The following is a 24,930-nucleotide window of genomic DNA, read 5'->3' as shown; positions in this document are numbered from 1 at the left end:
GGCGCGTTCGTCGGCCGCTGTGCCGAGATGTGCGGCACCTTCCACTCGATGATGAACTTCGAGGTCCGGGCGGTCTCGCCGGAGAAGTTCGAGCATGCGCACGCGTTCGGGGACGATGCGAATCGCGATGCGCTTGTTCAGCATCTGCTCGACGAACGGCTTCATCTCCTCGCTGTAGGGGCCGGTGTACCGCTCCCACACGCTGATACCGACCTGGAACAGGGCATCGGCATCGTCGATGATCTCCGCGCGTCCCTCGATGGAGACCCCGCGCAACTGGTCGTAGGTATCGCCGGCCTCCACCAGGATCGTCACCCGCGGATCGCGGCGCAGATTCACCGCCTTCTGCGATTTGGCCTTGGTCTCGAACCAGATCTCGCCGTTGATCAGCCCGTACCACATGGCGGTCAGATGCGGGGTGCCCGCGGGACCGAGGGTGGCGAGGTTGGCGATTCGGCTGCGCTGCAGGAATTCCGCGATCTCCAGGTCGGACATCGTGATCTGAGCGCGTTGATTGACTCCCATGGGCCGACTGTAATTTACGCCGTATGAGGCGGGTCACAGCGCCCGCCGGACGCCGCCCGTCGCGGTCCGCCGGCCGGCGCGGACGCCCGGAATCGGCTCACCGCCGCTGTGCGCCCCGAAAACGCCGACGCCCCCACCGGATTCCCGGCGGGGGCGTCGAAATCGCTGTGCGGGCCCGTCAGAGGCGTTTGTGCAGTGCGTCGGCGGCGGCCACGAGATCGGCGGCCCAGCGGGCACCGGGGCGGCGGCCCATGCGGTCGATCGGCCCGGAGACCGAGACGGCCGCGATGACCGCGCCGCCGGTGTCGCGCACCGGCGCCGAGACGCTGGCCACGCCCGCCGCGCGCTCGGCGGCGCTCTGCGCCCAGCCCCGGCGGCGCACCTCGGCCAGCGCGCGCTCGCCGAACACCGCCTCCGGCAGCACCGTCCGCTGCAGGTCGGGATCCGCCCAGGCCAGCAGCACCTTGGCGGCCGAGCCTGCGGTCATGGGCATGCGCGCGCCGACCGGTACGGTGTCGCGCAGTCCGGAGGCCGGTTCCATCGAGGCCACGCACACCCGGGCGTTGCCGTCGCGCCGATACAGCTGCACGCTCTCGCCGGTGATCTCGCGCAGGCGCGGCAGGATGCCCGCGGCCGCGTCGAGCAGCGGGTCGCTGGCGGTGGTAGCCAGCTCCGACAGTGCCGGGCCCGGACGCCACAGTCCCTGGCTGTCGCGGGCCAGCATGCGATGCGTCTCCAGGCCCACGGCCAGGCGATGCGCGGTAGCGCGGGGCAGGCCGGTGCGGGCGCAGAGCTCGTTGAGGCCGCAGGGTTGCTCGGCGACGGCGTGCAGGACCGCCATGGCTTTGTCCAGAACACCGATACCGCTATGCTGTCTCATAGAACGATATTAGCGTCTCGCATGTTGGGAATGCCAAATCGCGATCGCAGCGTGCGAACGCATATGGGCATCTCCGGCATCAGGGCTCACCGGCCCGCGCGGCGCGTTCCCCGCGTCACCAGCCCGGGCGTGGGTTATGTCCTATCGAGAGGTGATGCAGTTATGGCCGGTCGGCCACGCACTCTGGCGGAGAAGGTCTGGGACCAGCACGTCGTCGTGAAAGGCGAAGGTGAGGGCGCGAACCGCGAACCCGATCTCATCTACATCGATCTGCACCTCGTGCACGAGGTCACCAGCCCCCAGGCCTTCGACGGCCTGCGCGCGGCCGGGCGCCCGGTGCGCCGCCCCGATCTCACCATCGCGACCGAGGACCACAACGTCCCGACGATCGACATCGATCAGCCGATCGCCGATCCGGTCTCGCGCCTGCAGGTCGAGACCCTGCGCAAGAACTGCGCGGAATTCGGTATCCGCCTGCACCCCATGGGCGATCTGGACCAGGGCATCGTGCACGTCGTCGGCCCGCAGCTGGGTCTGACCCAGCCCGGCACCACGGTGGTGTGCGGCGACTCGCACACCTCCACCCACGGCGCATTCGGCGCCCTCGCAATGGGTATCGGCACCAGCGAGGTGGAACACGTGCTGGCGACGCAGACTTTGTCGCTGCGCCCGTTCAAGACCATGGCCATCAATATCGAGGGCGCGCTGCCCGAGGGCGTGACGTCGAAGGACGTGATCCTGGCGGTCATCGCCGAGATCGGCACCGGCGGCGGCCAGGGCTACGTGCTCGAGTACCGGGGCGAGGCCGTGCGGGCCATGTCCATGGAGGCCCGGATGACCATGTGCAACATGTCGATCGAGGCCGGTGCGCGCGCCGGAATGGTCGGCCCGGACGCGATCACCTACGAATTCCTGAAGGGCCGCCCGCACGCGCCCGAGGGCGCGGACTGGGATGCCGCCGTGGCGGCGTGGGACGAGCTCAACGGCGACCCGGACGCGGTCTTCGACGCCGAGGTGACCATCGACGCCACCGCGCTGACCCCCTTCGTCACCTGGGGCACCAACCCCGGACAGGGCCTGCCCCTGGGCGCTTCGATTCCGGATCCGGAGCAGATCCACGACGAGAACGAGCGTGCGGCCGCGGAGAAGGCGCTGCAGTACATGGGCCTCGAGCCCGGCACCCCGCTGCGAGATGTCACCGTCGACACCGTTTTCGTCGGTTCCTGCACCAACGGCCGGATCGAGGATCTGCGTGCGGTGGCAGGCGTTCTGGACGGCCGCAAGGTCGCAGACGGCGTGCGGATGCTGATCGTGCCGGGCTCGATGCGGGTCCGCCTGCAGGCGGAAAAGGAGGGGCTGGGCGAGATTTTCACCGCCGCGGGCGCGGAATGGCGCCAGGCGGGCTGCTCGATGTGCCTCGGCATGAATCCCGATCAGCTTTCGCCCGGTCAGCGTTGTGCCTCCACCTCGAACCGCAACTTCGAAGGGCGACAGGGCAAGGGCGGGCGCACCCACCTGGTCTCGCCGCTGGTCGCCGCGGCCACCGCGGTGCGCGGAACCCTGTCCTCACCTGCGGATCTCAACTGATTCCAGCTGATCGATCCCCGGCGGGCCCGGCGGCCCGCCGGCGCCGGGCAACTCACACAGACTCAGGAGAACACGATGGAAGCCTTCAAGGTCCACAAGGGGATCGGCGTTCCGCTGCGCCGGTCCAACGTCGACACCGACCAGATCATCCCGGCTGTCTATCTGAAGCGCGTTACCCGAACGGGTTTCGAGGACGGCCTGTTCGCGGGCTGGCGCACGGATCCGAACTTCATTCTCAACACCGAGCCCTACAACCGCGCCACCGTGCTGGTGGCGGGTCCGGATTTCGGTACCGGTTCCTCACGCGAGCACGCCGTTTGGGCGCTCAAGGACTACGGCTTCCGGGTCGTGATCTCCTCGCGCTTCGCCGACATCTTCCGGGGCAACGCCGGTAAGGACGGTCTGCTGACCGCCCGGATGGCCCAGAGCGATGTGGAATTGCTCTGGAAACTCATCGAGGAACAGCCCGGTTTGGAATTGACGGTGGACCTCGAGACACGCACTGTCGCCGCCGGAACCGTTGTGTTGCCGTTCGATATTGACGACTACACCCGGTGGCGTCTGCTGGAAGGGCTGGACGACATCGGCCTCACACTGCGCCGGTGCGACGACATCGACGCCTTCGAAAACGCAAGGCCGAGTTGGAAACCCGCCACCATTCCGGCTCGTATTTCGCAGACGTAATCATTGGGGGGCGTTAGCTGAACGCCCCCTAACGCGGTTGCTGGGCGTGTGCGGTGTCTCATCAAAATGGGTGTGGCAGATAGACTCTTGCCCAAAGAAGGTTTACCGTGGTACCTAGTCGGTCCGACGACGGGCCATTAGTCTGCGGAGGATTCAATGAACAAGGCGGAACTGATCGATGTTCTGACCGAGAAGTTGGGTACTGACAGGCGCACGGCAACCGCTGCGGTTGAGCAGATGGTCGACACCATCGTGCGCGCTGTGAACAAAGGTCAGAGCGTCACCATCACCGGGTTCGGCGTCTTCGAACAGCGCAAGCGCGCCGCTCGTGTCGCCCGTAACCCGCGCACCGGCGAAACCGTCAAGGTGAAGCCGACTTCGGTGCCCGCTTTCCGTCCCGGCGCTCAGTTCAAGGCGATCATTGCGGGTAAGCAGAAGATCGCCTCGAGCGGCCCGGCCGTGAAACGCGGTGTGGCTGCTCCGGTGTCGGGCAAGCCGGGTGCGAAGAAGACCACGGCCAAGAAGACGGCCAAGAAGGCCGCCACCAAGGCGCCGGCCAAGACCACGGCGAAGAAGGCCGCCACCAAGGCCCCCGCCAAGAAGGCCGCCGTCAAGAAGGCAGTCGCGAAGAAGACGGTCGCCGCCAAGAAGGCGCCGGCCAAGACCACCGCCAAGAAGACCGCGGCCAAGAAGACCGTCGTCAAGGCCACCGCGGCGAAGAAGACCACGGCTGCCAAGAAGACGACCGCCGCAAAGAAGGCGCCGGCCAAGAAGACCGCCGCCAAGCGCACCGCCCGTCGCTGACGGGTCGAACCGCCCGTCACTGACGGGTTTTCGGCGCCAGAACACCCTGTGAGACGGCCCGGCTACGCCGGGCCGTTTCGCATGGGGAGGTCAACAAATGCAGTCGCGCCCCGGCCGATCCGGCCGGGGCGCGATTTGCTGTCCGGAAGTTCCCGCGCCCCTTACCAACCCGGCCAATCCCGCCGCGGGGGCGCCCTCCGCGCGTGTGGAGGGCGCCGCGTTTCGGTTCGGAAAAGGGTTGCGGCGCCAGCAAAATGCGGCTCTGACCGGCCGAACGTGAATTACAGCAATGGTTTGATGCTAATTCGGCGGGCCGCGAAATGTCCTACTGCTGAATGTCGGCCGGTGTCAGCGCCCGGTCGAGGTGGTCGGCGGCCACGAGTCGATCTTTGTGCACCGACAGCACCCAAACGCTGCCCTTGCGATTACGGGCCGCGGGCAGGGTGATCCCGTCCCGGTCGGCCCACCACCCCAGCAGATCCGGAATCACCTTGCCCTGACTGCAGATCACCGGCACCGAATCGGCGCCGACGAGCTTGCGCGCGCGTTTACGGGCCGCCTCGATCGCCGTCACGTAGCCCGCGTCGCCGAACAAAGGCTCCAGTTCGATGTCCACACCGAGCTTTTCCGCCAGCGGGGTAACGGTTTGGACACAGCGCACCGGTGGGGCCGAGTAGACTTCGCCGGCGCCGAAGGCGAGCAGATTCGACGCCAGCGCCTGAGCCTGTGCGCGACCGGCCTTTTCGAGCGGGCGCTCGTCGTCGGGGCCGGTGTAGCGCTCGCGCCGGCCCGCCTTGGCGTGCCGGACCAGCAGCAGCGTCTGGGTATCGGCCGGTAGGCGCAGAAAATTGCGGATGATGTGGCGGTCCATGGGGTAGGACAGCGCGTCCATCAGGCCCTGGATCCGATGCCACACCAGCACATCGACTTCGGAGTTGGACTCGAACGCCCCGTCCACCGCCTGGGCCGCCCAGTAGTCCACCCGCTTGAGTTTGCGGTGCCCGGGGATCGGATAGGTCACGTGGCCCAGATAGCGCCCCAGGCGGCAATGTACGCCCGTTTCCTCGGTCACCTCGCGCACGGCCGTGATCACGGGCGTCTCACCGGGATCCAGCTTGCCCTTGGGCAGCGACCAGTCGTCGTACTTGGGCCGGTGCACCATGGCGATCTCCAGGTCGCCGCCGGGGCCGTGCCGCCACAGCACGGCGCCGGCCGCCGGAATGTTCGGCTTGACGCGGGGATCGGTGAAATCGGCGGGGTGCGCGGGTCTGCCCGCGCTCATCGGCGGTCCGGACGGCGCAGTCGCATGAGGTATTCCTGGTGATCGCGAATCTCTTCGCCGGGCACGTCGCCACCGGGCTGGGCGTCCCAGCTGCCGTCCGGGCGCAGCACCCAGCAGCGGGTGTTGGGGTAGAGGGCGGAATCGAACATCTGTCCCAATCGCTCGGACAGGCGCGGATCCTTCACCTGCGCCAGCACTTCCACGCGCCGGTCCAGGTTGCGATGCATCATGTCGGCGCTGCCGATCCAGTACTCGTTCTGCGCCTGGAAGTGCAGGACCCGCGAATGTTCCAGGTACCGGCCGAGAATCGAGCGCACCTCGATGTTCTCGCTCAAGCCGGGCACGCCGGGGCGCAGCCCGCAGATGCCGCGCACCACGATCTGCACCGGCACACCCGCCTGCGAGGCCCGGTACAGCGCGTCGATGATCTGCTCGTCGACGATGGCATTGGCCTTCAGCCGGATTCGCGCCTCCTTGCCCTCGGCGGCGAGTTCGACCTCACGTTCGATCCGCTCGATGATGCCCTGGCGCACCCCGCTCGGGGCCACCAACAGGTTGCGGTAGCTGGCTTTTCGGGAGTACCCGGTCAGCGAGTTGAACAGGTCGGTGAGGTCCGCGCCGATCTCCGGTGCGGCAGTGAGCAATCCGACGTCCTCGTACAGGCGCGCGGTCTTGGGGTTGTAGTTTCCGGTGCCGATGTGGCAGTAGCGGCGGATGGTGGCGCCCTCGCGGCGCACAACCAGGCAGGTCTTGCAGTGCGTCTTGAGCCCGACCAGGCCGTAGACCACGTGCACGCCCGCCTGTTCGAGCTGGCGCGCCCACTTGATGTTGGCCTGCTCGTCGAACCTGGCCTTGATCTCGACCAGCGCCACGACCTGTTTCCCGGCCTCGGCGGCGTCGATGAGGGCGTTGACGATCGGCGAGTCGCCGGAGGTGCGGTACAGGGTCTGCTTGATCGCCAGCACCTGCGGGTCGGCGGCGGCCTGTTCGATGAAGCGCTGCACGCTGGTGGAGAACGAGTCGTACGGGTGGTGCACCAGCACGTCGCCCTCGCGCAGGGCGGCGAAAACGTTTCGGGGCGTTTCGCGTTCGCCGAACGCCGGCGGGGTGGCGGGCACGTAGGGGGCGTCCTTGAGCACGGGCCGGTCCACGCCGTACACCTGCCACAGGCAGGACAGGTCCAGCAGGCCCGGGACCTGGATGACGTCGCCGGGGTCGACATCGAGCTCGCGCAACAGCAGATCGAGCATGTGCTCGGTCATGTCGTCGGAGACCTCCAGGCGCACCGGGGATCCGAAGCGGCGGCGGGCGAGTTCGCGCTCGAGAGCCTGCAGCAGATCCTCGTCGCGGTCCTCCTCGACCTCGAGGTCGGCGTTGCGGGTGATGCGGAACGAATGGTGTTCCACCACTTCCATTCCCGGGAACAGCTGATCGAGGTGAGCGGCGATCAACTCCTCCATGGGCAGGAACGGGGCCAGGGGCGAGCCCGCGCCGGAGTCGCGGCCGGACGGCGAGCGCCGCACGCGGACGAAGCGATCCACGTTGTCCGGCACCTTGACTCGGGCGAAGTGCTCGCCGCCGGTGACCGAATCCTTCACCGTCACGGCGAGATTGAGACTCAGGCCGCTGATATAGGGGAAGGGGTGTGCGGGATCGACGGCGAGCGGGGTCAGCACCGGGAAGACCTGATCCTGGAAATGCTGGGACAGGCGCTGGCGCTCACCCTCGTCGAGATCGGCCCAGCGGATGATGGCGATGCCCTCCGCGGTGAGCGCGGGCAGCACCTGATCGAGGAACACGCGGGCGTGCCTGGCCGCGATCTCCTGGGTGCGCGCGGCGATCATCTCGAGCTGTTCGGTGGGGGACAGGCCGTCGGCCGAGCGGACGGACAGGCCGGTCTCGGCCCGGCGCTTGAGGCCGGCGACGCGCACCATGTAGAACTCGTCCAGATTGGACGCGAAGATCGCGAGGAACTTCGCCCGTTCCAGCAGCGGCTGCGAGGTGTCCTCGGCCAGGGCCAGCACGCGGGCGTTGAAATCGAGCCAGCTGAGCTCCCGATTCACATACCTGTCGGCTGGTAATCGGGCAGGGGTGGGCGGTTGGGTGGCCGCGGGCGGCGCCGCGGGTAGTAGCGGCGGTTGCTTGACGGTATCCGTATCGCTCACTCTCACGATCATTCCTTATGTCGCGGGTGGTGGCCTGTTCTGACACTGTCTATTGCAGCGCAGATCACGGCCGGTCAGCACAGTGAAGAACGGGCCCGGTGTACTTGTTCCGTTCCTCGACACGCGTGAGACACGCCGATTTCACGCAGTAGCGCGGTGGTGGCCGCACCGACACCGAGCGCCGCCGCCCGATCGAGATCGGCGGTCGTGTCCACGTCCTGTCGCAAACCCGGCCACTCCCCGAGGAGTTCCACCGCACCGGCGGCGATATGCCTGCGCGCGGAATCCGGTCCGAAGAGCGGATCGAGTTCGGTGTGACGCCCGCGGGCGAGCAGGGCGACGGTGCCGCTGCCCTCGTGATCGGTCACCACCGTGCGGGGCCGGTCGGCCATGCGCAGCATCCCGGACAGCTCACCCGGGCGCAGCGCGGGCAGATCCGCCTGCAGGGCAAGCAGATCGACCGGGCCGTGGCGGCGGCGGACCGCGGCAGCCCCGGCCGCCAGCGCCGCGTTGAGCCCGCCCGGCCCGCGCGCGGGTTCGGGGTGGGCGTGCGCGCCCAGGTCGCGCACCAGTTCGGTGACCACCGGATCCGGCGTCACCACCGTCACCGAGGCGATCCCGGGCGTGCGGATCGCAGCGGTCACCGTGTCGGTCAGCATGGCCAGAACCAGCCGGGGCCGATCCTGCGGGCGCAGTCCATCGGCGAGCCGGCTCTTGGCGAGCCCGAGACTCTTCACGGCGATCACCGTGTGCACGGACGGGCGCATGTCCGAATCCTCCCACTCGAATCCGAGGGCCGCGCGCGCGGCCATGCGGGTGCAGCGAGTCCGGGCGCCCGGGGTATTCCGCGCGCGCCCCCGAGGCCGGTCTGCTACGGCTGCGCACGATGTTCAGTGTGCGTGGCGGAGCCGCGATGTCGCGACGGTTGGCGGGTGTTCGCGTGATCGGCCGGTGTGCCGCGGCGCGCTCGGCGTGGTGGTTCGCGGCGCCGCATATATTGGGCAGATGGCGAGGGCAGCAGTACTGGGAGCGGGTTCTTGGGGGACCGCGTTCGCGAAGGTGTTGGCAGAGGCGGGAACCGAGGTCACGATGTGGGCCCGGCGGCCGGAAGTGGCCAAGGTGCTGGCCGACGAACACCGCAATCCCTGGTATCTCCCCGAGGTCGAACTGCCGCCCATCGCGGCCACCCACGATCATCGCGTCGCGTTGGCCGGCGCCGACATCGTGGTGCTGGCGGTGCCCTCGCAGACGCTGCGGATCAATCTCGCGGCCTGGCGCGACGACATTCCGGCCGAGGCCACCCTGCTCAGTCTGGCCAAGGGCATCGAGACCGGCACGCTGCTGCGCATGAGCCAGGTGATCTCCGAGGTCAGCGGCGCGGACCCGAGCCGGGTCGCGGTGCTGTCCGGACCGAATCTGGCGCACGAGGTCGCCGCGCGCCAGCCCACCGCCACGGTGGTCGCCTGCACCGACACCGTGCGCGCCGAGGCGGTTCAGCACGCCAGCGCCACCGGATACTTCCGGCCGTACACCAACAGCGACGTGGTCGGCTGCGAGATCGGCGGCGCGTGCAAGAACGTCATCGCCCTGGCCTGCGGCATCGCCTCCGGAATGGGATTGGGCGACAACTCCATTGCCAGTCTCATCACCCGCGGGCTGGCCGAGATCATCCGGCTGGGCGTCGCGGTCGGCGCGGAACCGGTGACCCTGGCCGGGCTGGCCGGGGTCGGCGATCTGGTCGCGACCTGCACCTCGCCGCTCTCGCGCAACCGGTCCTTCGGGTTCGCGCTCGGGCGCGGCGGCAGCATGGAGACCGCGCAGCGCGCGACCAATGGCCAGGTGGCCGAAGGTGTGAAGTCCTGCACATCGGTGCGGGCACTGGCCGCCGCGCACGGGGTCGAGATGCCGCTGACCAACGCGATGCATCAGGTCTGCCACGAGGGACTGCCCACGTCCGAGGCCGTCGGGCAGTTGCTCGGGCGCCGTTTGAAATCGGAATGAAGCAGGTCCGAGTCGAGCCGACCGCGTAACACGATCGCCACCGCCGACCCGCTAGGGTTCCGGGCATGACCAACAGGATCCGGGTGGCGGTGGTTTTCGGCGGCCGCAGCAATGAGCACGGCGTCTCGTGCGTGTCGGCTCGCACTGTGCTGAGCAGCCTCGATCCGCAACGGTACGAGGCGGTTCCGATCGGCATCACCCGCGACGGCACCTGGGTGCTGAGCGGATCGGACTCCGCGGTGCTGACCGCGGACGCCGGACGGGAGCTGCCCTCGGTCGGCGTCGAGGGCACCACCCTGACCCTGGCCGCGGATCCCAGCCGGTCGGGCAGCCTGGTTCCGCTCGACGGCGCGGAGGCGGTGCTGGACAGCGTGGACGTGGTATTCCCGGTGCTGCACGGCGCTTTCGGCGAGGACGGCACCCTGCAGGGTCTGCTGGAACTGGCCGGGCTGCCGTATGTCGGCCCGGGTGTGCTGGCCAGCGCGGCGGGCATGGACAAGGAGTTCACCAAGAAACTCCTTGCCGCCGAGGGCCTTCCGATCGGCACCCAGGTGGTGCTGCGGCCCGGGGTCGCCACCGTGGCGGACGCCGACCGCGAGCGCCTGGGCCTGCCGGTGTTCGTCAAGCCCGCGCGCGGCGGGTCCTCCATCGGTATCACCAAGGTCGACAGCTGGGACCGCCTCGACGACGCCATCGCCGCCGCGCGCCTGCACGATCCGAAGGTGATCGTGGAAGCGGGGATCGTCGGCCGCGAAGTCGAGTGCGGCGTACTGGAATTCCCGGACGGCCGGGTGGAAGCCAGTGTGGTGGCCGAGATCCGCATGCCCGAGGAGACCCCCGAGGGCCCCGAGTTCTACGACTTCGACACCAAGTACCTCGACGACGTGTGCGAGTTCGACGTGCCCGCCAAGCTGGACGACGATGTGTCCCAGCAGATCCGCGAGACCGCGGTGGCGGCGTTCAAGGCACTGGACTGCCAGGGGCTGGCGCGGGTCGACTTCTTCGTGACCGCCGACGGCCCGGTCATCAACGAGATCAACACCATGCCCGGGTTCACCGCCATCTCCATGTATCCGAAGATGTGGGAGGCGACCGGGCTGGACCGGCAGACGCTGGTGAGCACGCTGGTCGAGACCGCGCTGGCCCGGGGCACCGGACTGCGCTGACGGGTTCGCGCGGCGCCGAATTCTCGCAAGGCGCCGAATTCTCGTAACGTGACGGGCCACCCTGGGCGGGTGGCCCGAGTCGTGTCCGGGGTGCGAAGTAGCGCGCGGGGGTGGCGGGCCGGGCCGCGCTGGGTACCCTCGATGGGGTGCTCATGGCGATGACGATCCCCGGCCTGGCCATCCTGATCATCACGGTGGCGTTCGCCGAAGTGGCCTACCGCAAGGTCACAGGCCGCACCGGGCTGCCGTGGATGCGCGGCGACGCCGACGAGCAGCGCAGCGCGGGCGCGATCGGGTTCGAGCAGTTCGACGCCATCTTCAGCAACGGCAAGCGCGCCGAGTTCGAGCAGCGTCAGTCCGTGCTCATGCACCGGGAGAACCCGGGCGACGGCACCGACGGTTTCACGATCGACCTCACCTCGGGCGTCGCGAAACTCCGCGGGCCCGCGGTCTGATCCCGGCCGCCGCGACGCGACCTGATGTCGCGAGCACCGAGCGTTCGATGTTCGTGCGCGGGAGATGCCGGGCGTAACCACCGACGGGTGGCGCTCGACCTCGCCCCGAGCGATCCGCGGGTCCTGCCCTGGGGCGTCCGGTCGTCGGCGGGCTCAGTTGGGGAGGGGGTTCGGGTCCAGGGGCTGCTGGGGGATGGTTTTGGTGATCGCGTCCGAAACCTCTTGCAGGGGAGTGGGTCCCGCCGTGTTCGGCATCGTCAGGGCGATGTAGGTGCCGCGGTCGACGGCGAACCAGGTGCCGGAGGCGGCGCCGCTGGTCTCGTCGCGGACCTCGAACCAGTTCACGCCGTTCACCACCTGTAGCGGGGAGGCGCGGTTGAACTCCAGGGGGCGGTCCAGGCCGCAGCGCAGGACCAGGGGCTCGCCGCCGTCGGGGAGCTGCCACGCCTTGGTGGCCTGCGGGGCGGGCTCGACCAGGTCCGCGGTCGTGTAGTCGCCGATGGTCGGCGGCAGTTCGGGGAGCAGCGCCGTGCACTGCGGACCCGTCGCGCCCGGCGCGGGAACCGAACCCAGGGCGAGGGGTTCGCGGGCGGGATTGCGGTTGGCGATGACACCGGCGACGAGCACGCCGACCACCAGCGCCACCGGGAGCGCGACGGCCGTCGCGATCAGCGCGGGGGAGCGGCGGGTTTCGTAGTCGGCCTCGGCGTCGGTGGTATCGGCCGGGGCCGTGCTCTTTCCGGTGGCGCGCTTGCCCAATTCGGGCTTGGACGCGGCTGAATCGCCCGCGTCGGCGGCGGAGACGGCCGCACCGGTCGCGGCGGTCTCGGGCTCAGCCGGGGTGGCCGGAACAGGGGTGGCCGGATCGGCGGCGGCGTCCGGCGTGGTGCCTTCGGCTTCCGTGCCGCTGGTGTCGTTGCTCATCCGGTCGTCGGTCCCCGATCGTGCCGTGCCGGGCACAGCGCGTCCCGGCTGGTGGTCGTCGATTGCGTGTCCGAGGGTACCGTCGATGCGTTCGCCGCCCGCAGCCACTCACCCGCGAGGAGACCCCCATCACCACCAGCAGCAATCGGCCCGCAGCCGCCGGTGGCGCGCGGCCCTCCGCCCCGGGCGCGGAGACCTCGGCGACGGGCCGTGATCGGCGCACGGTGCGCGACGTCGGGGAGTTCGCGCTGATCGAGGCGATCAACGCCGGGCGCGTGCACGCTCCGGGTGTACTGCTCGGCCCGGGGGACGACGCGGCGGTGCTGGCCGCGCCCGCCGGGCGCTACGTGGTGACCACCGACATGCTGGTGCAGGACCGGCACTTCCGGCTCGATTGGTCGAGCCCGCGCGACATCGGGCGCAAGGCCATCGCGCAGAACGCGGCCGACGTGGTGGCCATGGGCGCGGCCCCGAGCGCGTTCGTGGTGTCGCTGGGCTGCCCGTCGGACACCCCGGTCGACTTCATCATCGAGCTGGCCGACGGCATGTGGGCCGAGGCCGCGCGCGCGGGCGCGTCCATCGCGGGCGGCGATTTCGTGCGCAGCCCGCTGCTGGTGATCTCGGTGACCGCGTTCGGGGATCCCGTTGCGCGGGAACCGATTCTGCGCTCGGGTGCGAGGCCGGGGAACGTGGTCGCCGTGGCCGGGCTGCTCGGCTGGTCCGGCGCCGGACTGGCGGTGCTGTCGGCCGGCGGGGACGCCGAATCGGTGGATTCGGGTGCGACCGCGGCTGCCGACGCGGGGCTGCTCGCCGATGCCGTTGCCGTGCACAGGGTTCCGCAGCCGCCGTACGACGCCGTGCTGGGGCTGGCGGGCGACGCGGGCATCACCGCCATGACCGATGTGTCGGACGGGCTGCTCGCCGACCTCGGGCACATCGCCCAATCCTCGGGCGTGGCAATCGATCTCGACTCGCAGGCGCTGAATGATCCGGCACTCGACGTCATCGCGAAGGCGCTCGGCGGGGACGCGCTGGAGTGGATTCTCGCTGGTGGGGAGGACCACGCGTTCGCCGCGACGTTCGCCGATCCCGCCGCGGTGCCGCCCGGCTGGCTGGTCGTCGGGCGGGTGCTCGCCGGGGCGGGCGTGACGGTGGACGGCGCGGTGCGAACCGGACCCACCGGTTGGGAATCCTTCACATAGCCGGGTGCCATTCCGCCGGGATTGCGGGCACGATATGTTCTCCCGACATGGGCAACAAACCACTTTCGGAAGTCGTGGATTCGGGTTGGGCGGAGGCCCTCGAACCGGTGGCCGACAACATTGCCGCGATGGGCGAATTCCTTCGCACCGAAAACGCCGAGGGGCGTGGCTATCTCCCCAAGGGGGACGATGTGCTGCGCGCGTTCCAGCGGCCGTTCGACAAGGTGCGGGTGCTGATCGTCGGCCAGGATCCCTATCCGACCCCGGGCCATGCCATGGGGCTGAGTTTCTCTGTGGCGCCGGATGTTTCGCCGGTGCCGCGGAGTTTGAGCAATATTTTCTCCGAGTACACCAAGGATCTCGATCTCCCCACCCCGTCCAACGGCGATCTGTCGCCGTGGTCGGATCAGGGCGTCCTCATGCTGAACCGAGTGCTCACCGTGCAGCCGGGCCAGGCGGCCTCGCATCGCGGTAAGGGCTGGGAGAAGGTGACCGAGCAGGCGATTCGCGCGCTCGTCGCCCGCGATCAGCCGCTGGTGGCGATTCTGTGGGGCCGGGACGCCTCCACCCTCAAGCCGATGCTGGGTAGCACCCCGTATCTCGAATCCGCCCATCCCTCACCGTTGTCCGCTTCGCGTGGATTCTTCGGATCTCGTCCGTTCTCCCGCGCCAACGAATTGCTCGGTACATTGGGTGCCGCGCCGGTGGACTGGCGACTGCCGTAGGGGCATTCGCCGGTCCATTGATTCGGCGGGGATTCGATAGCAATAGGAGCTTGCGTATGCAGAACAAGACCGCCCGTGGTGTTTTCGTCACCCTCGTCGCGGGTGCGGCTCTGGCCGCCCCGGCCGCGGCCAACGCCGCGCCGCTGACGCTGGAGCCCGCGGCTCCCGCGGCCACGACCACCACCAACACCGCGCCGGTGGCCAGCCTGTTCGACACCAACAGCGCGACGACCGCCTCCTCCGGCGTGACCTCGCGGGTGGCGTGCATCTTCCAGTCCCTGAGCCAGCAGCTGGACTGCTTCACGGGACACAACTGAGCCCTCAGCGGCTCGCGCGGCGCACCATTCGTACTTCGGTTGCGAGAGTGAAGGCTTCGAGCCTGCGCTCGCCGTCGAGGTGGAAGCCGAAGGTGCGGTAGAAGGCCAGGGCGCGCGGATTCTCCTCGAACACCCAGAGGTAGGTATCGGCGTCCTCGGCCAGCACCGCGCGCATCAATTCTCTGGAGACACCGGTCCCGTACCACTCGGCGCGTACGTACATCGCGGCGAGTTCGTGTGCGGCGGCCGGTGACTCGTCTCGGGCGGGTCCGCCGCGGGCGAAACCTATGACCGTGCCGGCGGAGTCGGGGCCGGGGACCACCGCGACGACCGTCCGGCCGGTGTCCTCGACGCGCATGCGCTCCCACTGCGCCGCCCGGCGCCGCACGTCGAAGGCGGCCAGCACGTGGGCGGGGACCAGATCGTGGTACGCCTCACGCCAGCAGGCGATATGGCACGCGGCCAGACCGTCCACGTGTTCGGCGGCGAGGGGCACCACGCGCCAGGCCGGGGTGGTCATCGCACGGTGCCCGGGACGACAAAAACCCCGGATATCCGAAGGCTCGGACACCGGGGTTTTCGAAAGCTGGAAATCAGCCGCGCACGACCTTGCCGGCCTTGAGGCAGGAGGTGCACACGTTCATGCGGCGGGTGTTGCCCGGGGCAACCTGCGCGCGCACGGTCTGGATGTTCGGGTTCCAGCGACGGTTGGTGCGCCGGTGCGAGTGCGAAACCGACTTACCGAAGCCGGGGCCCTTGGCGCAAACGTCGCAGACGGCAGCCATAGTCGCGAGCTCCTTCATGTCATGTGAGGACCCACTGCGATAGCGTGTCCGGAATCTAATGTCTTGGTACGTGCCTGCCAGCGATCCGCTGGCGAACGCGTTTCTGAGACCTGAGAGGTTCAGTGCCCGCGTCGGGCAACCGCACAAGACTAACGTCCCCCCGCCCGGCGTGTCCAATTGCCCCCCGTCCGCGACCTCGGGAACACAGACGAACGGCAGGTGAGCGCCGGGTGTCGGCATCGCGGACTAGGCTGACGGCCGGGGTGGACATGGACACGACGTGTGGTGGAAGGACGGTGCCGGTGCCCGGGGTAGGGGACGCGCTCGACGGAACTGCGCTGCTGCTGTGGGGCCGGCGCTGCCTGGAGAGTCTGGAACACCATCGCGACGAGATCAACGCCCTGAATGTCTTCCCGGTCCCGGATTCCGACACCGGCACCAATCTGTTCAGCACCATGCGCGCCGCGGTCCGCGCGGCCGACGAACTCGCCGCCGCGGGCGTTCCCGGACGTCCGGCGACCGCGACGCCGGGGGCGCGCGGGGACGGGCCCGGCGCGGCGCGCGCCGAGGGCACGGTGGACAACCGCCGGGTAGCCGCGGTCGTCGATTCGCCGGTGACCTCCGCCCCCGACGGGCTCGCGGCGCGCGGTGTCGCGGGCGCGATGGCCCGGGCGGCGACCGCCGGCGCGCGCGGGAACTCGGGGATCATCCTGTCGCAGGTGCTGCGCGGGGTGGCCGACGCGGTCAGCGACGGCCCGCTCACCGCCGCGAGTTTGCGCGTGGCGCTGCGCCGGGGCGCGTTCCTGGTGCGCGAGGCGCTGAGCTCTCCGGTCGAGGGAACCATGCTCACGGTCCTGGATCGCGCCGCGGTGTGCGCCGACGAATGCCCGGGCTCGAGCCTGCCCGCGGTGGCCGTCGCCGCGGCGGACGGCGCGGCCGAGGCGCTGGGGGAGACGCCGGCGCAACTGGGTGTGCTGCGCCAGGCCGGTGTGGTCGACGCCGGTGCGCGCGGGCTGCTGGTACTGCTGGACGAGCTGGTCCGGGTCACCGGCGGGCAGGTCGCGGCGCGGCCGGAGTACGTGCGCGACGCCGGAGCGGCCCAGCGCGCACACCCGGCGCGCGACGGGCAGGTCGCCGGGGTGGCCCCGGCGCCGGTCGGCCCGATCTGGGGCACCCCGCACTACGAGGTCATGTATCTGCTGGCCGACACCGGTCCGGATCGGGTGCGCGCGCTGCGCGATCGGCTCGGCGAACTCGGTGACTCGGTCGTCGTGGTGGGCGACGGCGACGACATGTGGTCCGCGCACGTGCACTGCGCAGACGCGGGTGCGGCCGTCGAAGCCGGGCTGGCCGCCGGGCGGCTCAGCGGAATCCGCGTCGAGACGCTCGACTCCTCGGCGCACGCGCTCGCCGGGCCCGCCGATCGCGCGATCCTGGTGGTCGCCGCGGGCGCGGGCGCGGTGCGGCTGTTCGAGGACGCGGGCGCGGCCGTGCTCGAGGGACGCGAGGGCGAGGTGACCGCCGACGCGCTGCTGAGTGCCATCCGGCGACTGCCCAATCGCGAAGTGCTGGTGCTGCCCAACGGGGCGCTGCCCGCACCCGAACTGCTCGCGGTCAGTGTGGCCGCGCGCGACGGGTATCGCGACGTGCTCATGCTGCCGAGCGGTTCCATGGTGCAGGGCCTGGCGGCGCTGTCCATGCACGACGTCGGCCGGATCGCGGTCGACGACGCTTTCGCCATGTCCGAGGCGGCCGCCGGAACCCGTTGGGGCGCGGTGCGAATCGCGCCGCAGCGCGCGCTGACCATGGTCGGCACCTGCGAGGCGGGCGACGGTCTCGGGCTGGTCGGCCACGACGTGGTGGTGATCGATCGCGACGTGCGCGCGGCCGGCCGCACCCTGCTCGACCGAATGCTGGGCCTGGGCGGGGAATTGGTGACGATGCTCATCGGATCCGATGCGCCGCAAGGACTTTCCGAAGAGTTGACCGAGCACATCGCCGGCGCTTTCCCAGGCGTCGAAGTGGTGGTGTATCCCGGCGGGCAAGCCCGGGATCTGGTGCAGATCGGGGTGGAATAGATGGCGACACTGGGTGATCGGCTCGACCACGTACTCGGGGTCAAGGCCGCCGAACCGCTGCTCGAATCCTTCGACATGCACACCGTCGAGGACCTGCTGCGGCACTATCCGCTGCGCTATGCCACCCAGGGTCAGCCGCTCACCGAGGAGGCCCCCGAGGAGGGACAGCACATCACGGTGATGGGCCGGGTCACCAAAACCGAACTGCGCCCGATGAAGAACCGGCGCGGCAGCCTGCTCAAGGTGAACCTGGACACCGGCTCGGCCCGCCCGATCGAGGTGACCTTCTTCAACGGCGACAAAGTGCGCTACCTGGTGAAAGAAGGGGTGCGCGCGATGATGTCGGGCACCGTGCACTGGTGGCGGCCCGATCGCTGGAACCTCTCGCATCCGGACTATCTGATCCTGCCGGAGAAGGGCGACGGCTCCCTGGAGAATCTGACCAGCGTGCGCGGCGGCGGCGCGCTGCGCGGGCTGGCACAGAGCGCGAAAGGCGCGGGCGGGGTGGATGTCTCGTTCTTCGAGCGGGAGTTCATCCCCGTCTACCCGGCCACGGCCAAGGTGCAGAGCTGGGATCTGCTGCGCTGTGTGCGTCAGGTACTGGACCAGCTCGATCCGATCGAGGATCCGCTGCCGGAGGACCTGCGCGCCGAACACGCCCTGCTCGGGGTGTCCGAGGCGCTGCGGCTGATACATCTGCCCGAGAGCAAGACCGATATCGAACAGGCCCGGGGGCGACTGCGTTTCGACGAGGCCCTGGCCCTGCAGTTGGTGCTGGCCGAACGCCGCCACCGGACCGAGGGCCGGGCGGCCAAGCCCAGCCCGCCGCGCACCGACGGTATCGCCGCCGCCTTCGACAAGCGCCTGCCCTTCGAACTGACCGAGGGCCAGCGCGCGGTCATCGGGGAGATCTCCGCGGACCTCTCGCGCACCCACCCCATGCACCGGCTGCTGCAGGGCGAGGTCGGCTCGGGCAAGACCATCGTCGCGCTGGAGGCCATGCTGCAGGTGGTGGACAACGGTCAGCAGTGCGCCCTGCTCGCGCCGACCGAAGTCCTTGCCGCCCAGCACTATCGGTCGCTGAAGAACATGCTCGGCGATCTCGGCAACGCCGGCGAACTGGGCGCGGAGGACAACGCCACCAAACTCGTGCTGGTGACCGGGTCCATGTCCGTTCCGCAGAAGCGGGCCGCCCTGCTGGACGCGGTCACCGGCGACGCGGGCATTCTCATCGGCACCCACGCGCTGATCCAGGAGTCGGTGGAGTTCTTCGATCTGGGCATGGTGGTGGTCGACGAGCAGCACCGGTTCGGCGTCGAGCAGCGGGACGCGTTGCGCGCCAAGGCCAAGGACGGCATCAGCCCGCATCTGCTGGTCATGACCGCGACCCCGATTCCGCGCACCATCGCCATGACCACGCTCGGCGATCTGGAGACCTCCACCCTCACCCAGCTGCCGCGCGGGCGCTCACCCATCACCTCGAAGGTGGTGCCCGCCAAGATGAAACCGGCCTGGGTGGACCGGGCGTGGGAGCGCATCCACGAAGAGGTGAAAGCCGGACGACAGGCGTACGTGGTGTGCTCGCGCATCGGTGACGAGGAGGACAAGCCCGACGCCAAGGGCCGCAAGGGTAAGGCGCGCAAGGCCGAGGAGGAGCCGGAGAAGGAAGGGCCGACAACCCATTCCGCCGTGGACATCTACGAGATGCTGCGCACCGGCGCGCTCGCGGACCTGCGCGTGGGCCTGCTGCACGGGCGGCTGCCCACCGACGAGAAGGACCGCGTCATGCGCGCCTTCAACGACGCCGAGATCGATGTGCTGGTGTGCACCACGGTCGTCGAGGTCGGCGTCGACGTGCCCAACGCCACCGTCATGGCGATCATGGACGCCGACCGGTTCGGCGTGAGTCAGCTGCATCAGCTGCGCGGGCGCGTCGGCCGGGGTAAGCACGCGGGGTTGTGCCTGCTCATCACCGAGACCAATCCGGTGGGCACGGCGATGGCGCGTCTCGAGGCGGTAGCCGCCACCACCGACGGCTTCGAGTTGGCGGTGCTGGATCTGCGTCAGCGCCGCGAGGGCGACGTGCTCGGCTCCGCCCAGTCCGGTACCGCCCGCAGCCTGAAACTGCTCTCACTGCTGGACGATCTCGAAGTCATCACCGCCGCACAGCAATTGGCGCGCGAGGTGGTCGCGTCCGACCCGGGCCTGACCGAACATCAGGGCCTGGCGAGCATGATGCGCGCCGCGGTGGACGGCGAGCGCCTGGAGTATCTGGCCAAGTCCTGAGCGCCGGTGGCGCGGTGACGAGCGGCGGTCAGCGCGGTATTCGCGGGTACGGGAGATCGGTGCTGGTGTTCTCGGTGATCGCCAGCGGGCGGCCGATCTGCGGGAAGGCGCGCTGGGTGCACTGGGCGCGTTCGCAGACCTTGCAGCCGGCGCCGATCGGGGTGGCGGCCGCCGGGTCCTCCAGCGGCAGGCCCGTCGAATAGGCCAGGCGGTCGGCGTATTCGATGTCGCAGCCCAGCCCGATCACGAAATCCTTTCCGGCCGCGCCGAATCCGGTCGGGGTGGGGGTCGTGGTCCGGGCTATCCAGAGGTAGCGGCGCCCGTCCGGCATGACGGCGATCTGGGTGAGCATGCGGCCAGGATGGGCGAAGGCGTCGTGCACCACCCAGAGCGGGCAGCTGCCGCCGACGCGGGAGAAGTGAAAAGCCGTGGCGGACTGGCGTTTGGAGATGTTGCCCGCGCGATCGGCGCGAATCAGGAAGAAGGGCACCCCGCGCTGGCCCTGGCGCTGCAGCGTGCTCAGGCGGTGGCACACGGTTTCGAAGCCGACTTCGAATCGCAGGCTCAGCAGGTCGATGTCGTACCGTAATTCCTCGGCCGAGCGCAGGAACTTGCTGTAGGGCAGTACCAGCGCGCCTGCGAAGTAGTTGGCCAGGCCCACCCGGGCCAGGGTGCGGGATTCGCCGGTGAGCGTGGGGGTTTCGTCGAGCACCTCGTCCAGCAGATTGCCGTGCAGCAGCAGGGCCAGGGTGGTGGCGATCTGGAAGGCGCGCTGGCCGGGCCGGAGTCTTCGGGCCAGGGTGAGGGTCCGGGTCTCCGGATCGTAGTGGCGCTTGGGCACATTCGGATCCGCGCCGTCGCCGCGCACCAGGACGGTGACGCCCGCGCGCTCCTCGGCGACCCGCGCGAGCTGGCGGTCCAGGGAGCCGATGGTCAGCCCGCAATCCTCGAACAGCCGCTCGGCGGCCAGGTCGAGCTGAGCCACGTGATTGTGGTGATCGTAGAAGAAATCACGCACGTCCTCGTACGGCATGGGCACGCCCGGCGCGCCGGCCGGGGTCGCGACCTTGGCGGAGAGGAGATCGAGTTGATCGGTGGCCGCGCGTAGTCGGCGGTGCATGGCCACAACGATTTTCGCGACCTCGGGCATGCGGGTGGCGAGATCTTCCACCTCGGCCACGGGTGCGGCGTTGCCGCCCGCGGCCTCCACCAGAATCTCGTGTAGATCCGAGACGAGGCGGGCGTCGGAGTCGGCGGCGAAGAACTGAACGTCCAGATCGAAGGTGGAGTTCAACTTCAGCAGCACCGGAATGGTGAGAGGCCGTTGATCACGCTCGAGCTGGTTGAGGTAGCTGGGGGACAGATCCAGGGATTTGGCCAAGGCCGCCTGGGTCATCCGCCGTTCCTCGCGCAACCGCCGTAGTCGAGCACCCGCATACATCTTGCGCACAGTGCAGGATCGTACCGATCCTGCTTCGCAAACATCGCAGTATTGACCGGACTGCCTATTACTTCTTATTCCTGCAAGCGGTTTCGCGTTCCGAGCGCGGCTGCGTAGCATGCGAATTCGGGGTTTGGGCACCGTGTCCACCGGGCACTCATCGTACGCGGGGCGTACGTTCGCCGTGGCTGAACCGGGTCCCGAAAACCGACCGGCATCATCCCGGCAGCAGAGTGACCTGAAGTTCGCCGACTAGGAGACCCGCGTGCCCGCTGGCAAGACGGCCGACAGTTCGCCACCCACCCAGCGCGTGATCTCGATCGTGGAATTGCTCGCCGCCCGGCACGGGCCGCTGACCTCCGCCCAGATCGCCGACCGTCTGGAACTGAATCGCTCCACCGCCGGGGCCATTCTGGCGGCGCTCGTCGAACGGGGCTGGGCGCGACGCCGTCCCGATCTCGGCTACGAAATGGGCCCGGGGCTGGCCGCGCTCGGGCTGCGCGCCGCCGACACGCGCCGGGACCGCGCCTGGATGAACGCCGAACTGGAGCGGCTGGCCGAACGCATCGACTGCGGCGCGGCCCTGACCGCCCTCGACGGAGACTACGTGGAATTCCTCGCGGTCACCCGGGATCGCGTGACCGTCGGCATCGAATCCGGCGCTCGCATACCGCTGCTCGCCCCCGCGGGCGCGGGCATGATCGCGCACGCGAGCCGGGCGCGCCGGCGCGCGTGGCTCGACACCCGCGGCCCCGAACGCCGCGCGGAGTTCGAGGCCGTCCTCGACATCGTCCGCGAGAGCGGGCACTGCGCCTGGCGGCTGGAGCCGGACAGCATGCCCGCGGTCCGCGTCCTCACCGAGGTCGTCGATCGGCTCGCGGAGGTGCCCACCAGCAGCGAGCTGCGCGGCCGCGTCCTGGCCCAGCTGGCCACGATCATCGGCAGCGCCTACGACCGGTCCACCCTCGATCGCGATATCGCGTTGCCGCTGAGCTATATCAGCGCACCGGTCTTCGACACCGCGGGCCACGCCGTCATGGAACTCCAGATCGGCCCGCTGCGCCCGGCGGTCACCCGCGCCGAACGTCGCCGCTACTTCACCGAGATCGCGGACACCGCGGGCCGTATCGGGGAAGGGCTGGAACAGCACCCGCGACCTCGCACCTGATCCCGTCGCGATCGCACGCCCTGCGCGCCGCGCAGGGCACGCGCTGCCGTCGGCGTCCGGTTCCCGGCCGAATTCACGCCGCGGCCGGGGCGACGCCACCGGAGACCGGGTGCGAATCCTCCGGAAGCAGGTGCGCCAGTAGAAGTTTGATCAGCAGGATGGGCGCGAACCAGGCCAGGGCATGCGGGACCGTGAGCAGGCTGGTGACGCAGACCAGGGCGAAGGCGGTGACGGCGAAAGCGATAGGGCGGCGCAGATCCCGGGGCGCCGCGGTGATCAGCAGGGCGCCGCACAGGGCGGTGGCGTACACGGCCGCGGCGGTGCGCCAGGTGAAATCGGGGGTGACCCAGGCCAGGAGGAAGGGCTGCACGTGGATGGCCACGAAGCCCAGGTGATGGCGTGTGGTCCGGGATTCGCGGTGGAACCAGCGTTTGGCGGAGGTGGTGGCGTTCACGACCGCGCCGCCGAACATGTCGAAGGCGACGAAGGTGATGACCGCGAGGGTGAGCGCGGAATAGCCGGCGTGCGCGCCGAGCGCGAAAGCCGCTGCGGCGCCGAGGAACGCGGCGCCCAGGGCCGTGGTGACCTCGCCCCGGGTGGCGCCGGGCGCGATGAGGCGGTCGGTGAGGGTCATGCGCGTAGTCCTTCCACGCAGAGCTGGACCAGCGGTGTGGCCAGATCGGTCAGGGCGAGCTCGGGGTCGAGCAGGGTTTGGATGAGACAGCCTTCGATCGCGCCGACGATGACGGCCGCGTGCGCCGGGCCGATCCCGGCGCGCAGGGCGCCCTCCGCCGCGGCGCGGGTGAGCAGTTCGGCGATGACCGCGCGGTAGTCGCGGTACATGGCGGTCATGTCCAGGGGCGGGTTGGCGGCCCACACGTCCAGCAGCACCCGGGCGTGATCGGGATGCGCGGCGAGCAACTCGACGGTGCCGCGCACCAGGCGTTCGAGCTGGTCGAGGGCGCCGCCCCCGCCCAGATCCGCGAGGGTGTCCGCGGACCGGGCGGCGTAGCTGTCGAAGACTCCGGTCAGGAGTTCGTCTCGACTGCCGAAGTAGAGGTACACGCTGCCCTTGGCGATGCCGGCCTCGGCGGCGACGTCCTCGATGCGGGAGGCGGCGAAGCCCTTGCGGGCGAACACTTTCGCGGCGGCGTCGAGGATGTGGTCCCGCCGCGCGGCTTTGTCGACGAATTTCGGCACGGTCCGATTATGAATGACCGGTCAGTCATAAACAACACCGAAAGCGCCGCACTGTTCCGTCGCGCGACCGCGCCCGGTGTTCCGATCGCGCCCGTGCGCACATCCGCGCCCGAGTTCCGGTGGGTGGGAGGCGGTTGTTCGCCGCCCGGAGTTAGCAAGTCGGCGAATTCGGCGGACCGCGGCGCGCGGACCTCACGATCGGCTATGTGTCCAGGTGATGAACACAAATTCGCAACCGCCCGGTATGTGACTGTGAAGATTGCTGCGAACCGTACTTCGATGCTCGCCCGGCGTGCCGGGGCAGGTACCTTAGGCGGATGTTCTCCAAAGTCCTGGTCGCCAACCGCGGCGAGATCGCCATTCGCGCCTTCCGCGCGGCCTACGAACTCGGCATCGGCACCGTCGCGGTGTTCCCCTACGAGGACCGCAACTCGGTGCACCGGTTGAAGGCCGACGAGGCCTATCAGATCGGCGAGCCGGGCCATCCGGTCCGGGCGTACCTGTCGATCGAGGAGATCATCAAGGCGGCCAAGACCTCCGGCGCCGACGCCATCTACCCGGGTTACGGTTTTCTTTCCGAGAATCCCGATCTCGCCGCCGCCTGCGCGCGCGAGGGCATCACCTTCATCGGGCCCTCGGCGGAGATCCTGGAATGGACCGGCAACAAGGCCACCGCGATCGCCGCGGCCAAGGCCGCCGGGCTCCCGGTGCTCGCCTCCTCCGAGCCGTCCGCCGATGTGGACGAGCTCGTGAAGGCGTCCGAGAGCATGGAGTTCCCGGTCTTCGTCAAGGCCGTGGCCGGTGGCGGCGGGCGCGGTATGCGCCGCGTCGGGGATCCGGCTCAGCTGCGCGAGGCCATCGAGGCCGCCGCGCGCGAGGCGGAGTCGGCGTTCGGCGACCCGACGGTGTTCCTCGAGCAGGCCGTCATCAACCCGCGCCACATCGAGGTCCAGATTCTCGGTGACCAGCAGGGCAATGTCATCCACCTCTACGAGCGCGACTGTTCGCTGCAGCGCCGCCATCAGAAGGTGATCGAGATGGCGCCCGCCCCGAATCTGGATCCGGCGCTGCGGGACAAGATCTGTGCGGATGCGGTCGCGTTCGCGAAGCAGATCGGGTACAGCTGTGCGGGGACGGTGGAGTTCCTGCTCGATGAGCGTGGGAACCATGTGTTCATCGAGATGAATCCGCGTATTCAGGTGGAGCACACGGTGACCGAGGAGATCACCGATGTGGATCTGGTGCAGTCGCAGAT

General features: G+C 69.4%; 24 protein-coding genes. 13 read left to right on the top strand and 11 right to left on the bottom strand.

The features are described 5' to 3' along the window. Positions 1-525 (bottom strand): PPOX class F420-dependent oxidoreductase (locus ACWDOP_RS38325; RefSeq protein WP_456348992.1); only part of this gene is annotated, 525 nt, incomplete at its 3' end. Between the two features lie 178 nt (positions 526-703). After that, entirely contained in the window at positions 704-1,405 is a 702-nt protein-coding gene (locus tag ACWDOP_RS38320) for an IclR family transcriptional regulator (RefSeq protein ID WP_456348991.1), read from the bottom strand. 162 nt (positions 1,406-1,567) lie between these two features. Here ACWDOP_RS38320 and leuC point away from each other — a divergent pair, with 162 nt between their 5' ends. The 3 genes from leuC to ACWDOP_RS38305 all read left to right on the top strand — a co-directional run bounded on the left by leuC (position 1,568) and on the right by ACWDOP_RS38305 (position 4,480). Continuing rightward, positions 1,568-2,992 carry a 3-isopropylmalate dehydratase large subunit gene (gene leuC / locus ACWDOP_RS38315; protein WP_454206076.1) on the top strand — a complete coding sequence of 475 codons (1,425 nt, stop codon included), beginning with the start codon at positions 1,568-1,570 and terminating at the stop codon, positions 2,990-2,992. Between the two features lie 75 nt (positions 2,993-3,067). Further along, positions 3,068-3,676, top strand: coding sequence for a 3-isopropylmalate dehydratase small subunit (gene leuD / locus ACWDOP_RS38310; protein WP_454206075.1), 609 nt, complete (start codon positions 3,068-3,070; stop codon positions 3,674-3,676). A gap of 156 nt (positions 3,677-3,832) precedes the next feature. After that, entirely contained in the window at positions 3,833-4,480 is a 648-nt protein-coding gene (locus tag ACWDOP_RS38305; RefSeq protein WP_454206073.1) for an HU family DNA-binding protein, read from the top strand. Positions 4,481-4,805: 325 nt separating this feature from the next. Here the strand turns inward: ACWDOP_RS38305 and ACWDOP_RS38300 are convergent, their stop codons facing one another. The 3 genes from ACWDOP_RS38300 to cofC all read right to left on the bottom strand — a co-directional run bounded on the left by ACWDOP_RS38300 (position 4,806) and on the right by cofC (position 8,694). Further along, positions 4,806-5,762: an NUDIX hydrolase gene (locus ACWDOP_RS38300; RefSeq protein ID WP_456348990.1), complete on the bottom strand. Its 957-nt coding sequence runs from the start codon at positions 5,760-5,762 to the stop codon at positions 4,806-4,808. After that, on the bottom strand, positions 5,759-7,939 hold the full coding sequence (locus ACWDOP_RS38295) for an RNA degradosome polyphosphate kinase (RefSeq protein WP_454206071.1): 2,181 nt from the start codon (positions 7,937-7,939) through the stop codon (positions 5,759-5,761). Before ACWDOP_RS38295 ends, ACWDOP_RS38300 begins: the two co-directional genes overlap by 4 nt. Before the next feature lie 62 nt (positions 7,940-8,001). Further along, positions 8,002-8,694, bottom strand: a complete 693-nt coding sequence (gene cofC / locus ACWDOP_RS38290) for a 2-phospho-L-lactate guanylyltransferase (protein ID WP_456348989.1) — start codon at positions 8,692-8,694, stop codon at positions 8,002-8,004. 238 nt (positions 8,695-8,932) lie between these two features. On the opposite strand from cofC, the gene ACWDOP_RS38285 reads away from it, so the two are divergent. The 3 genes from ACWDOP_RS38285 to ACWDOP_RS38275 all read left to right on the top strand — a co-directional run bounded on the left by ACWDOP_RS38285 (position 8,933) and on the right by ACWDOP_RS38275 (position 11,549). Further along, positions 8,933-9,928: an NAD(P)H-dependent glycerol-3-phosphate dehydrogenase gene (locus tag ACWDOP_RS38285; RefSeq protein WP_456348988.1), complete on the top strand. Its 996-nt coding sequence runs from the start codon at positions 8,933-8,935 to the stop codon at positions 9,926-9,928. Positions 9,929-9,993: 65 nt separating this feature from the next. Further along, positions 9,994-11,094: a D-alanine--D-alanine ligase family protein gene (locus tag ACWDOP_RS38280; RefSeq protein ID WP_456348987.1), complete on the top strand. Its 1,101-nt coding sequence runs from the start codon at positions 9,994-9,996 to the stop codon at positions 11,092-11,094. A gap of 152 nt (positions 11,095-11,246) precedes the next feature. Beyond that, on the top strand, positions 11,247-11,549 hold the full coding sequence (locus ACWDOP_RS38275; RefSeq protein ID WP_456348994.1) for a DUF6191 domain-containing protein: 303 nt from the start codon (positions 11,247-11,249) through the stop codon (positions 11,547-11,549). Positions 11,550-11,702: 153 nt separating this feature from the next. On the opposite strand, the gene ACWDOP_RS38270 is transcribed toward ACWDOP_RS38275, so the two are convergent. Next, positions 11,703-12,308 carry a DUF3515 domain-containing protein gene (locus tag ACWDOP_RS38270; RefSeq protein ID WP_456348993.1) on the bottom strand — a complete coding sequence of 202 codons (606 nt, stop codon included), beginning with the start codon at positions 12,306-12,308 and terminating at the stop codon, positions 11,703-11,705. Positions 12,309-12,535: 227 nt separating this feature from the next. Here ACWDOP_RS38270 and ACWDOP_RS38265 point away from each other — a divergent pair, with 227 nt between their 5' ends. Genes ACWDOP_RS38265 through ACWDOP_RS38255 form a run of 3 tightly spaced genes read left to right on the top strand, consistent with a single transcriptional unit; the run spans position 12,536 to position 14,717 of the window. Then, positions 12,536-13,675: a thiamine-phosphate kinase gene (locus ACWDOP_RS38265; protein ID WP_456348986.1), complete on the top strand. Its 1,140-nt coding sequence runs from the start codon at positions 12,536-12,538 to the stop codon at positions 13,673-13,675. Positions 13,676-13,722: 47 nt separating this feature from the next. Further along, entirely contained in the window at positions 13,723-14,400 is a 678-nt protein-coding gene (locus ACWDOP_RS38260; RefSeq protein ID WP_454206063.1) for a uracil-DNA glycosylase, read from the top strand. Between the two features lie 56 nt (positions 14,401-14,456). Next, positions 14,457-14,717, top strand: coding sequence for a hypothetical protein (locus ACWDOP_RS38255; RefSeq protein WP_454206062.1), 261 nt, complete (start codon positions 14,457-14,459; stop codon positions 14,715-14,717). Positions 14,718-14,721: 4 nt separating this feature from the next. Here ACWDOP_RS38255 and ACWDOP_RS38250 read toward each other — a convergent pair whose 3' ends face one another. Further along, the gene (locus ACWDOP_RS38250; protein ID WP_456348985.1) at positions 14,722-15,237 is read right to left on the bottom strand and encodes an N-acetyltransferase family protein; all 516 of its coding nucleotides are present in this window, start codon (positions 15,235-15,237) and stop codon (positions 14,722-14,724) included. Between the two features lie 73 nt (positions 15,238-15,310). After that, positions 15,311-15,502 carry a 50S ribosomal protein L28 gene (gene rpmB / locus ACWDOP_RS38245; protein ID WP_011210730.1) on the bottom strand — a complete coding sequence of 64 codons (192 nt, stop codon included), beginning with the start codon at positions 15,500-15,502 and terminating at the stop codon, positions 15,311-15,313. 269 nt (positions 15,503-15,771) lie between these two features. On the opposite strand from rpmB, the gene ACWDOP_RS38240 reads away from it, so the two are divergent. Next, positions 15,772-17,580 (top strand): DAK2 domain-containing protein, encoded by a 1,809-nt coding sequence (locus ACWDOP_RS38240; RefSeq protein ID WP_456348984.1) that lies wholly within the window; start codon positions 15,772-15,774, stop codon positions 17,578-17,580. Continuing rightward, positions 17,581-19,866, top strand: a complete 2,286-nt coding sequence (gene recG / locus ACWDOP_RS38235; RefSeq protein ID WP_456348983.1) for an ATP-dependent DNA helicase RecG — start codon at positions 17,581-17,583, stop codon at positions 19,864-19,866. A gap of 28 nt (positions 19,867-19,894) precedes the next feature. Here the strand turns inward: recG and ACWDOP_RS38230 are convergent, their stop codons facing one another. Next, on the bottom strand, positions 19,895-21,316 hold the full coding sequence (locus ACWDOP_RS38230; RefSeq protein ID WP_454206057.1) for a short-chain fatty acyl-CoA regulator family protein: 1,422 nt from the start codon (positions 21,314-21,316) through the stop codon (positions 19,895-19,897). Between the two features lie 256 nt (positions 21,317-21,572). On the opposite strand from ACWDOP_RS38230, the gene ACWDOP_RS38225 reads away from it, so the two are divergent. Then, positions 21,573-22,475: a helix-turn-helix domain-containing protein gene (locus ACWDOP_RS38225; protein WP_456348982.1), complete on the top strand. Its 903-nt coding sequence runs from the start codon at positions 21,573-21,575 to the stop codon at positions 22,473-22,475. 73 nt (positions 22,476-22,548) lie between these two features. Here ACWDOP_RS38225 and ACWDOP_RS38220 read toward each other — a convergent pair whose 3' ends face one another. After that, positions 22,549-23,109 (bottom strand): hypothetical protein, encoded by a 561-nt coding sequence (locus tag ACWDOP_RS38220; RefSeq protein WP_456348981.1) that lies wholly within the window; start codon positions 23,107-23,109, stop codon positions 22,549-22,551. After that, the gene (locus ACWDOP_RS38215) at positions 23,106-23,675 is read right to left on the bottom strand and encodes a TetR/AcrR family transcriptional regulator (protein ID WP_456348980.1); all 570 of its coding nucleotides are present in this window, start codon (positions 23,673-23,675) and stop codon (positions 23,106-23,108) included. Before ACWDOP_RS38215 ends, ACWDOP_RS38220 begins: the two co-directional genes overlap by 4 nt. Before the next feature lie 317 nt (positions 23,676-23,992). Between ACWDOP_RS38215 and ACWDOP_RS38210 the strand changes: the two genes are divergently transcribed. Next, positions 23,993-24,930 (top strand): ATP-binding protein (locus ACWDOP_RS38210; protein ID WP_456348979.1); only part of this gene is annotated, 938 nt, incomplete at its 3' end.

Source organism: Nocardia sp. NPDC003693 (assembly GCF_053981095.1).
The sequence above is the reverse complement of the archived record's forward strand: the minus strand, read 5'-3'. Positions and strand labels throughout refer to the sequence as shown.

Excerpts from the sequence above, each read along its gene's own strand:
- cofC (WP_456348989.1), bottom strand. The coding sequence starts at position 8,694 with ATGCGCCCGTCCGTGCACACGGTGATCGCCGTGAAGAGTCTCGGGCTC.
- ACWDOP_RS38300 (WP_456348990.1), bottom strand. The coding sequence starts at position 5,762 with ATGAGCGCGGGCAGACCCGCGCACCCCGCCGATTTCACCGATCCCCGC.
- ACWDOP_RS38295 (WP_454206071.1), bottom strand. The coding sequence starts at position 7,939 with ATGATCGTGAGAGTGAGCGATACGGATACCGTCAAGCAACCGCCGCTA.
- ACWDOP_RS38240 (WP_456348984.1), top strand. The coding sequence starts at position 15,772 with ATGGACACGACGTGTGGTGGAAGGACGGTGCCGGTGCCCGGGGTAGGG.
- ACWDOP_RS38275 (WP_456348994.1), top strand. The coding sequence starts at position 11,247 with ATGGCGATGACGATCCCCGGCCTGGCCATCCTGATCATCACGGTGGCG.
- ACWDOP_RS38260 (WP_454206063.1), top strand. The coding sequence starts at position 13,723 with ATGGGCAACAAACCACTTTCGGAAGTCGTGGATTCGGGTTGGGCGGAG.
- ACWDOP_RS38280 (WP_456348987.1), top strand. The coding sequence starts at position 9,994 with ATGACCAACAGGATCCGGGTGGCGGTGGTTTTCGGCGGCCGCAGCAAT.
- ACWDOP_RS38320 (WP_456348991.1), bottom strand. The coding sequence starts at position 1,405 with ATGAGACAGCATAGCGGTATCGGTGTTCTGGACAAAGCCATGGCGGTC.
- ACWDOP_RS38220 (WP_456348981.1), bottom strand. The coding sequence starts at position 23,109 with ATGACCCTCACCGACCGCCTCATCGCGCCCGGCGCCACCCGGGGCGAG.
- ACWDOP_RS38255 (WP_454206062.1), top strand. The coding sequence starts at position 14,457 with ATGCAGAACAAGACCGCCCGTGGTGTTTTCGTCACCCTCGTCGCGGGT.
- recG (WP_456348983.1), top strand. The coding sequence starts at position 17,581 with ATGGCGACACTGGGTGATCGGCTCGACCACGTACTCGGGGTCAAGGCC.
- leuC (WP_454206076.1), top strand. The coding sequence starts at position 1,568 with ATGGCCGGTCGGCCACGCACTCTGGCGGAGAAGGTCTGGGACCAGCAC.
- leuD (WP_454206075.1), top strand. The coding sequence starts at position 3,068 with ATGGAAGCCTTCAAGGTCCACAAGGGGATCGGCGTTCCGCTGCGCCGG.
- rpmB (WP_011210730.1), bottom strand. The coding sequence starts at position 15,502 with ATGGCTGCCGTCTGCGACGTTTGCGCCAAGGGCCCCGGCTTCGGTAAG.
- ACWDOP_RS38285 (WP_456348988.1), top strand. The coding sequence starts at position 8,933 with ATGGCGAGGGCAGCAGTACTGGGAGCGGGTTCTTGGGGGACCGCGTTC.
- ACWDOP_RS38305 (WP_454206073.1), top strand. The coding sequence starts at position 3,833 with ATGAACAAGGCGGAACTGATCGATGTTCTGACCGAGAAGTTGGGTACT.
- ACWDOP_RS38250 (WP_456348985.1), bottom strand. The coding sequence starts at position 15,237 with ATGACCACCCCGGCCTGGCGCGTGGTGCCCCTCGCCGCCGAACACGTG.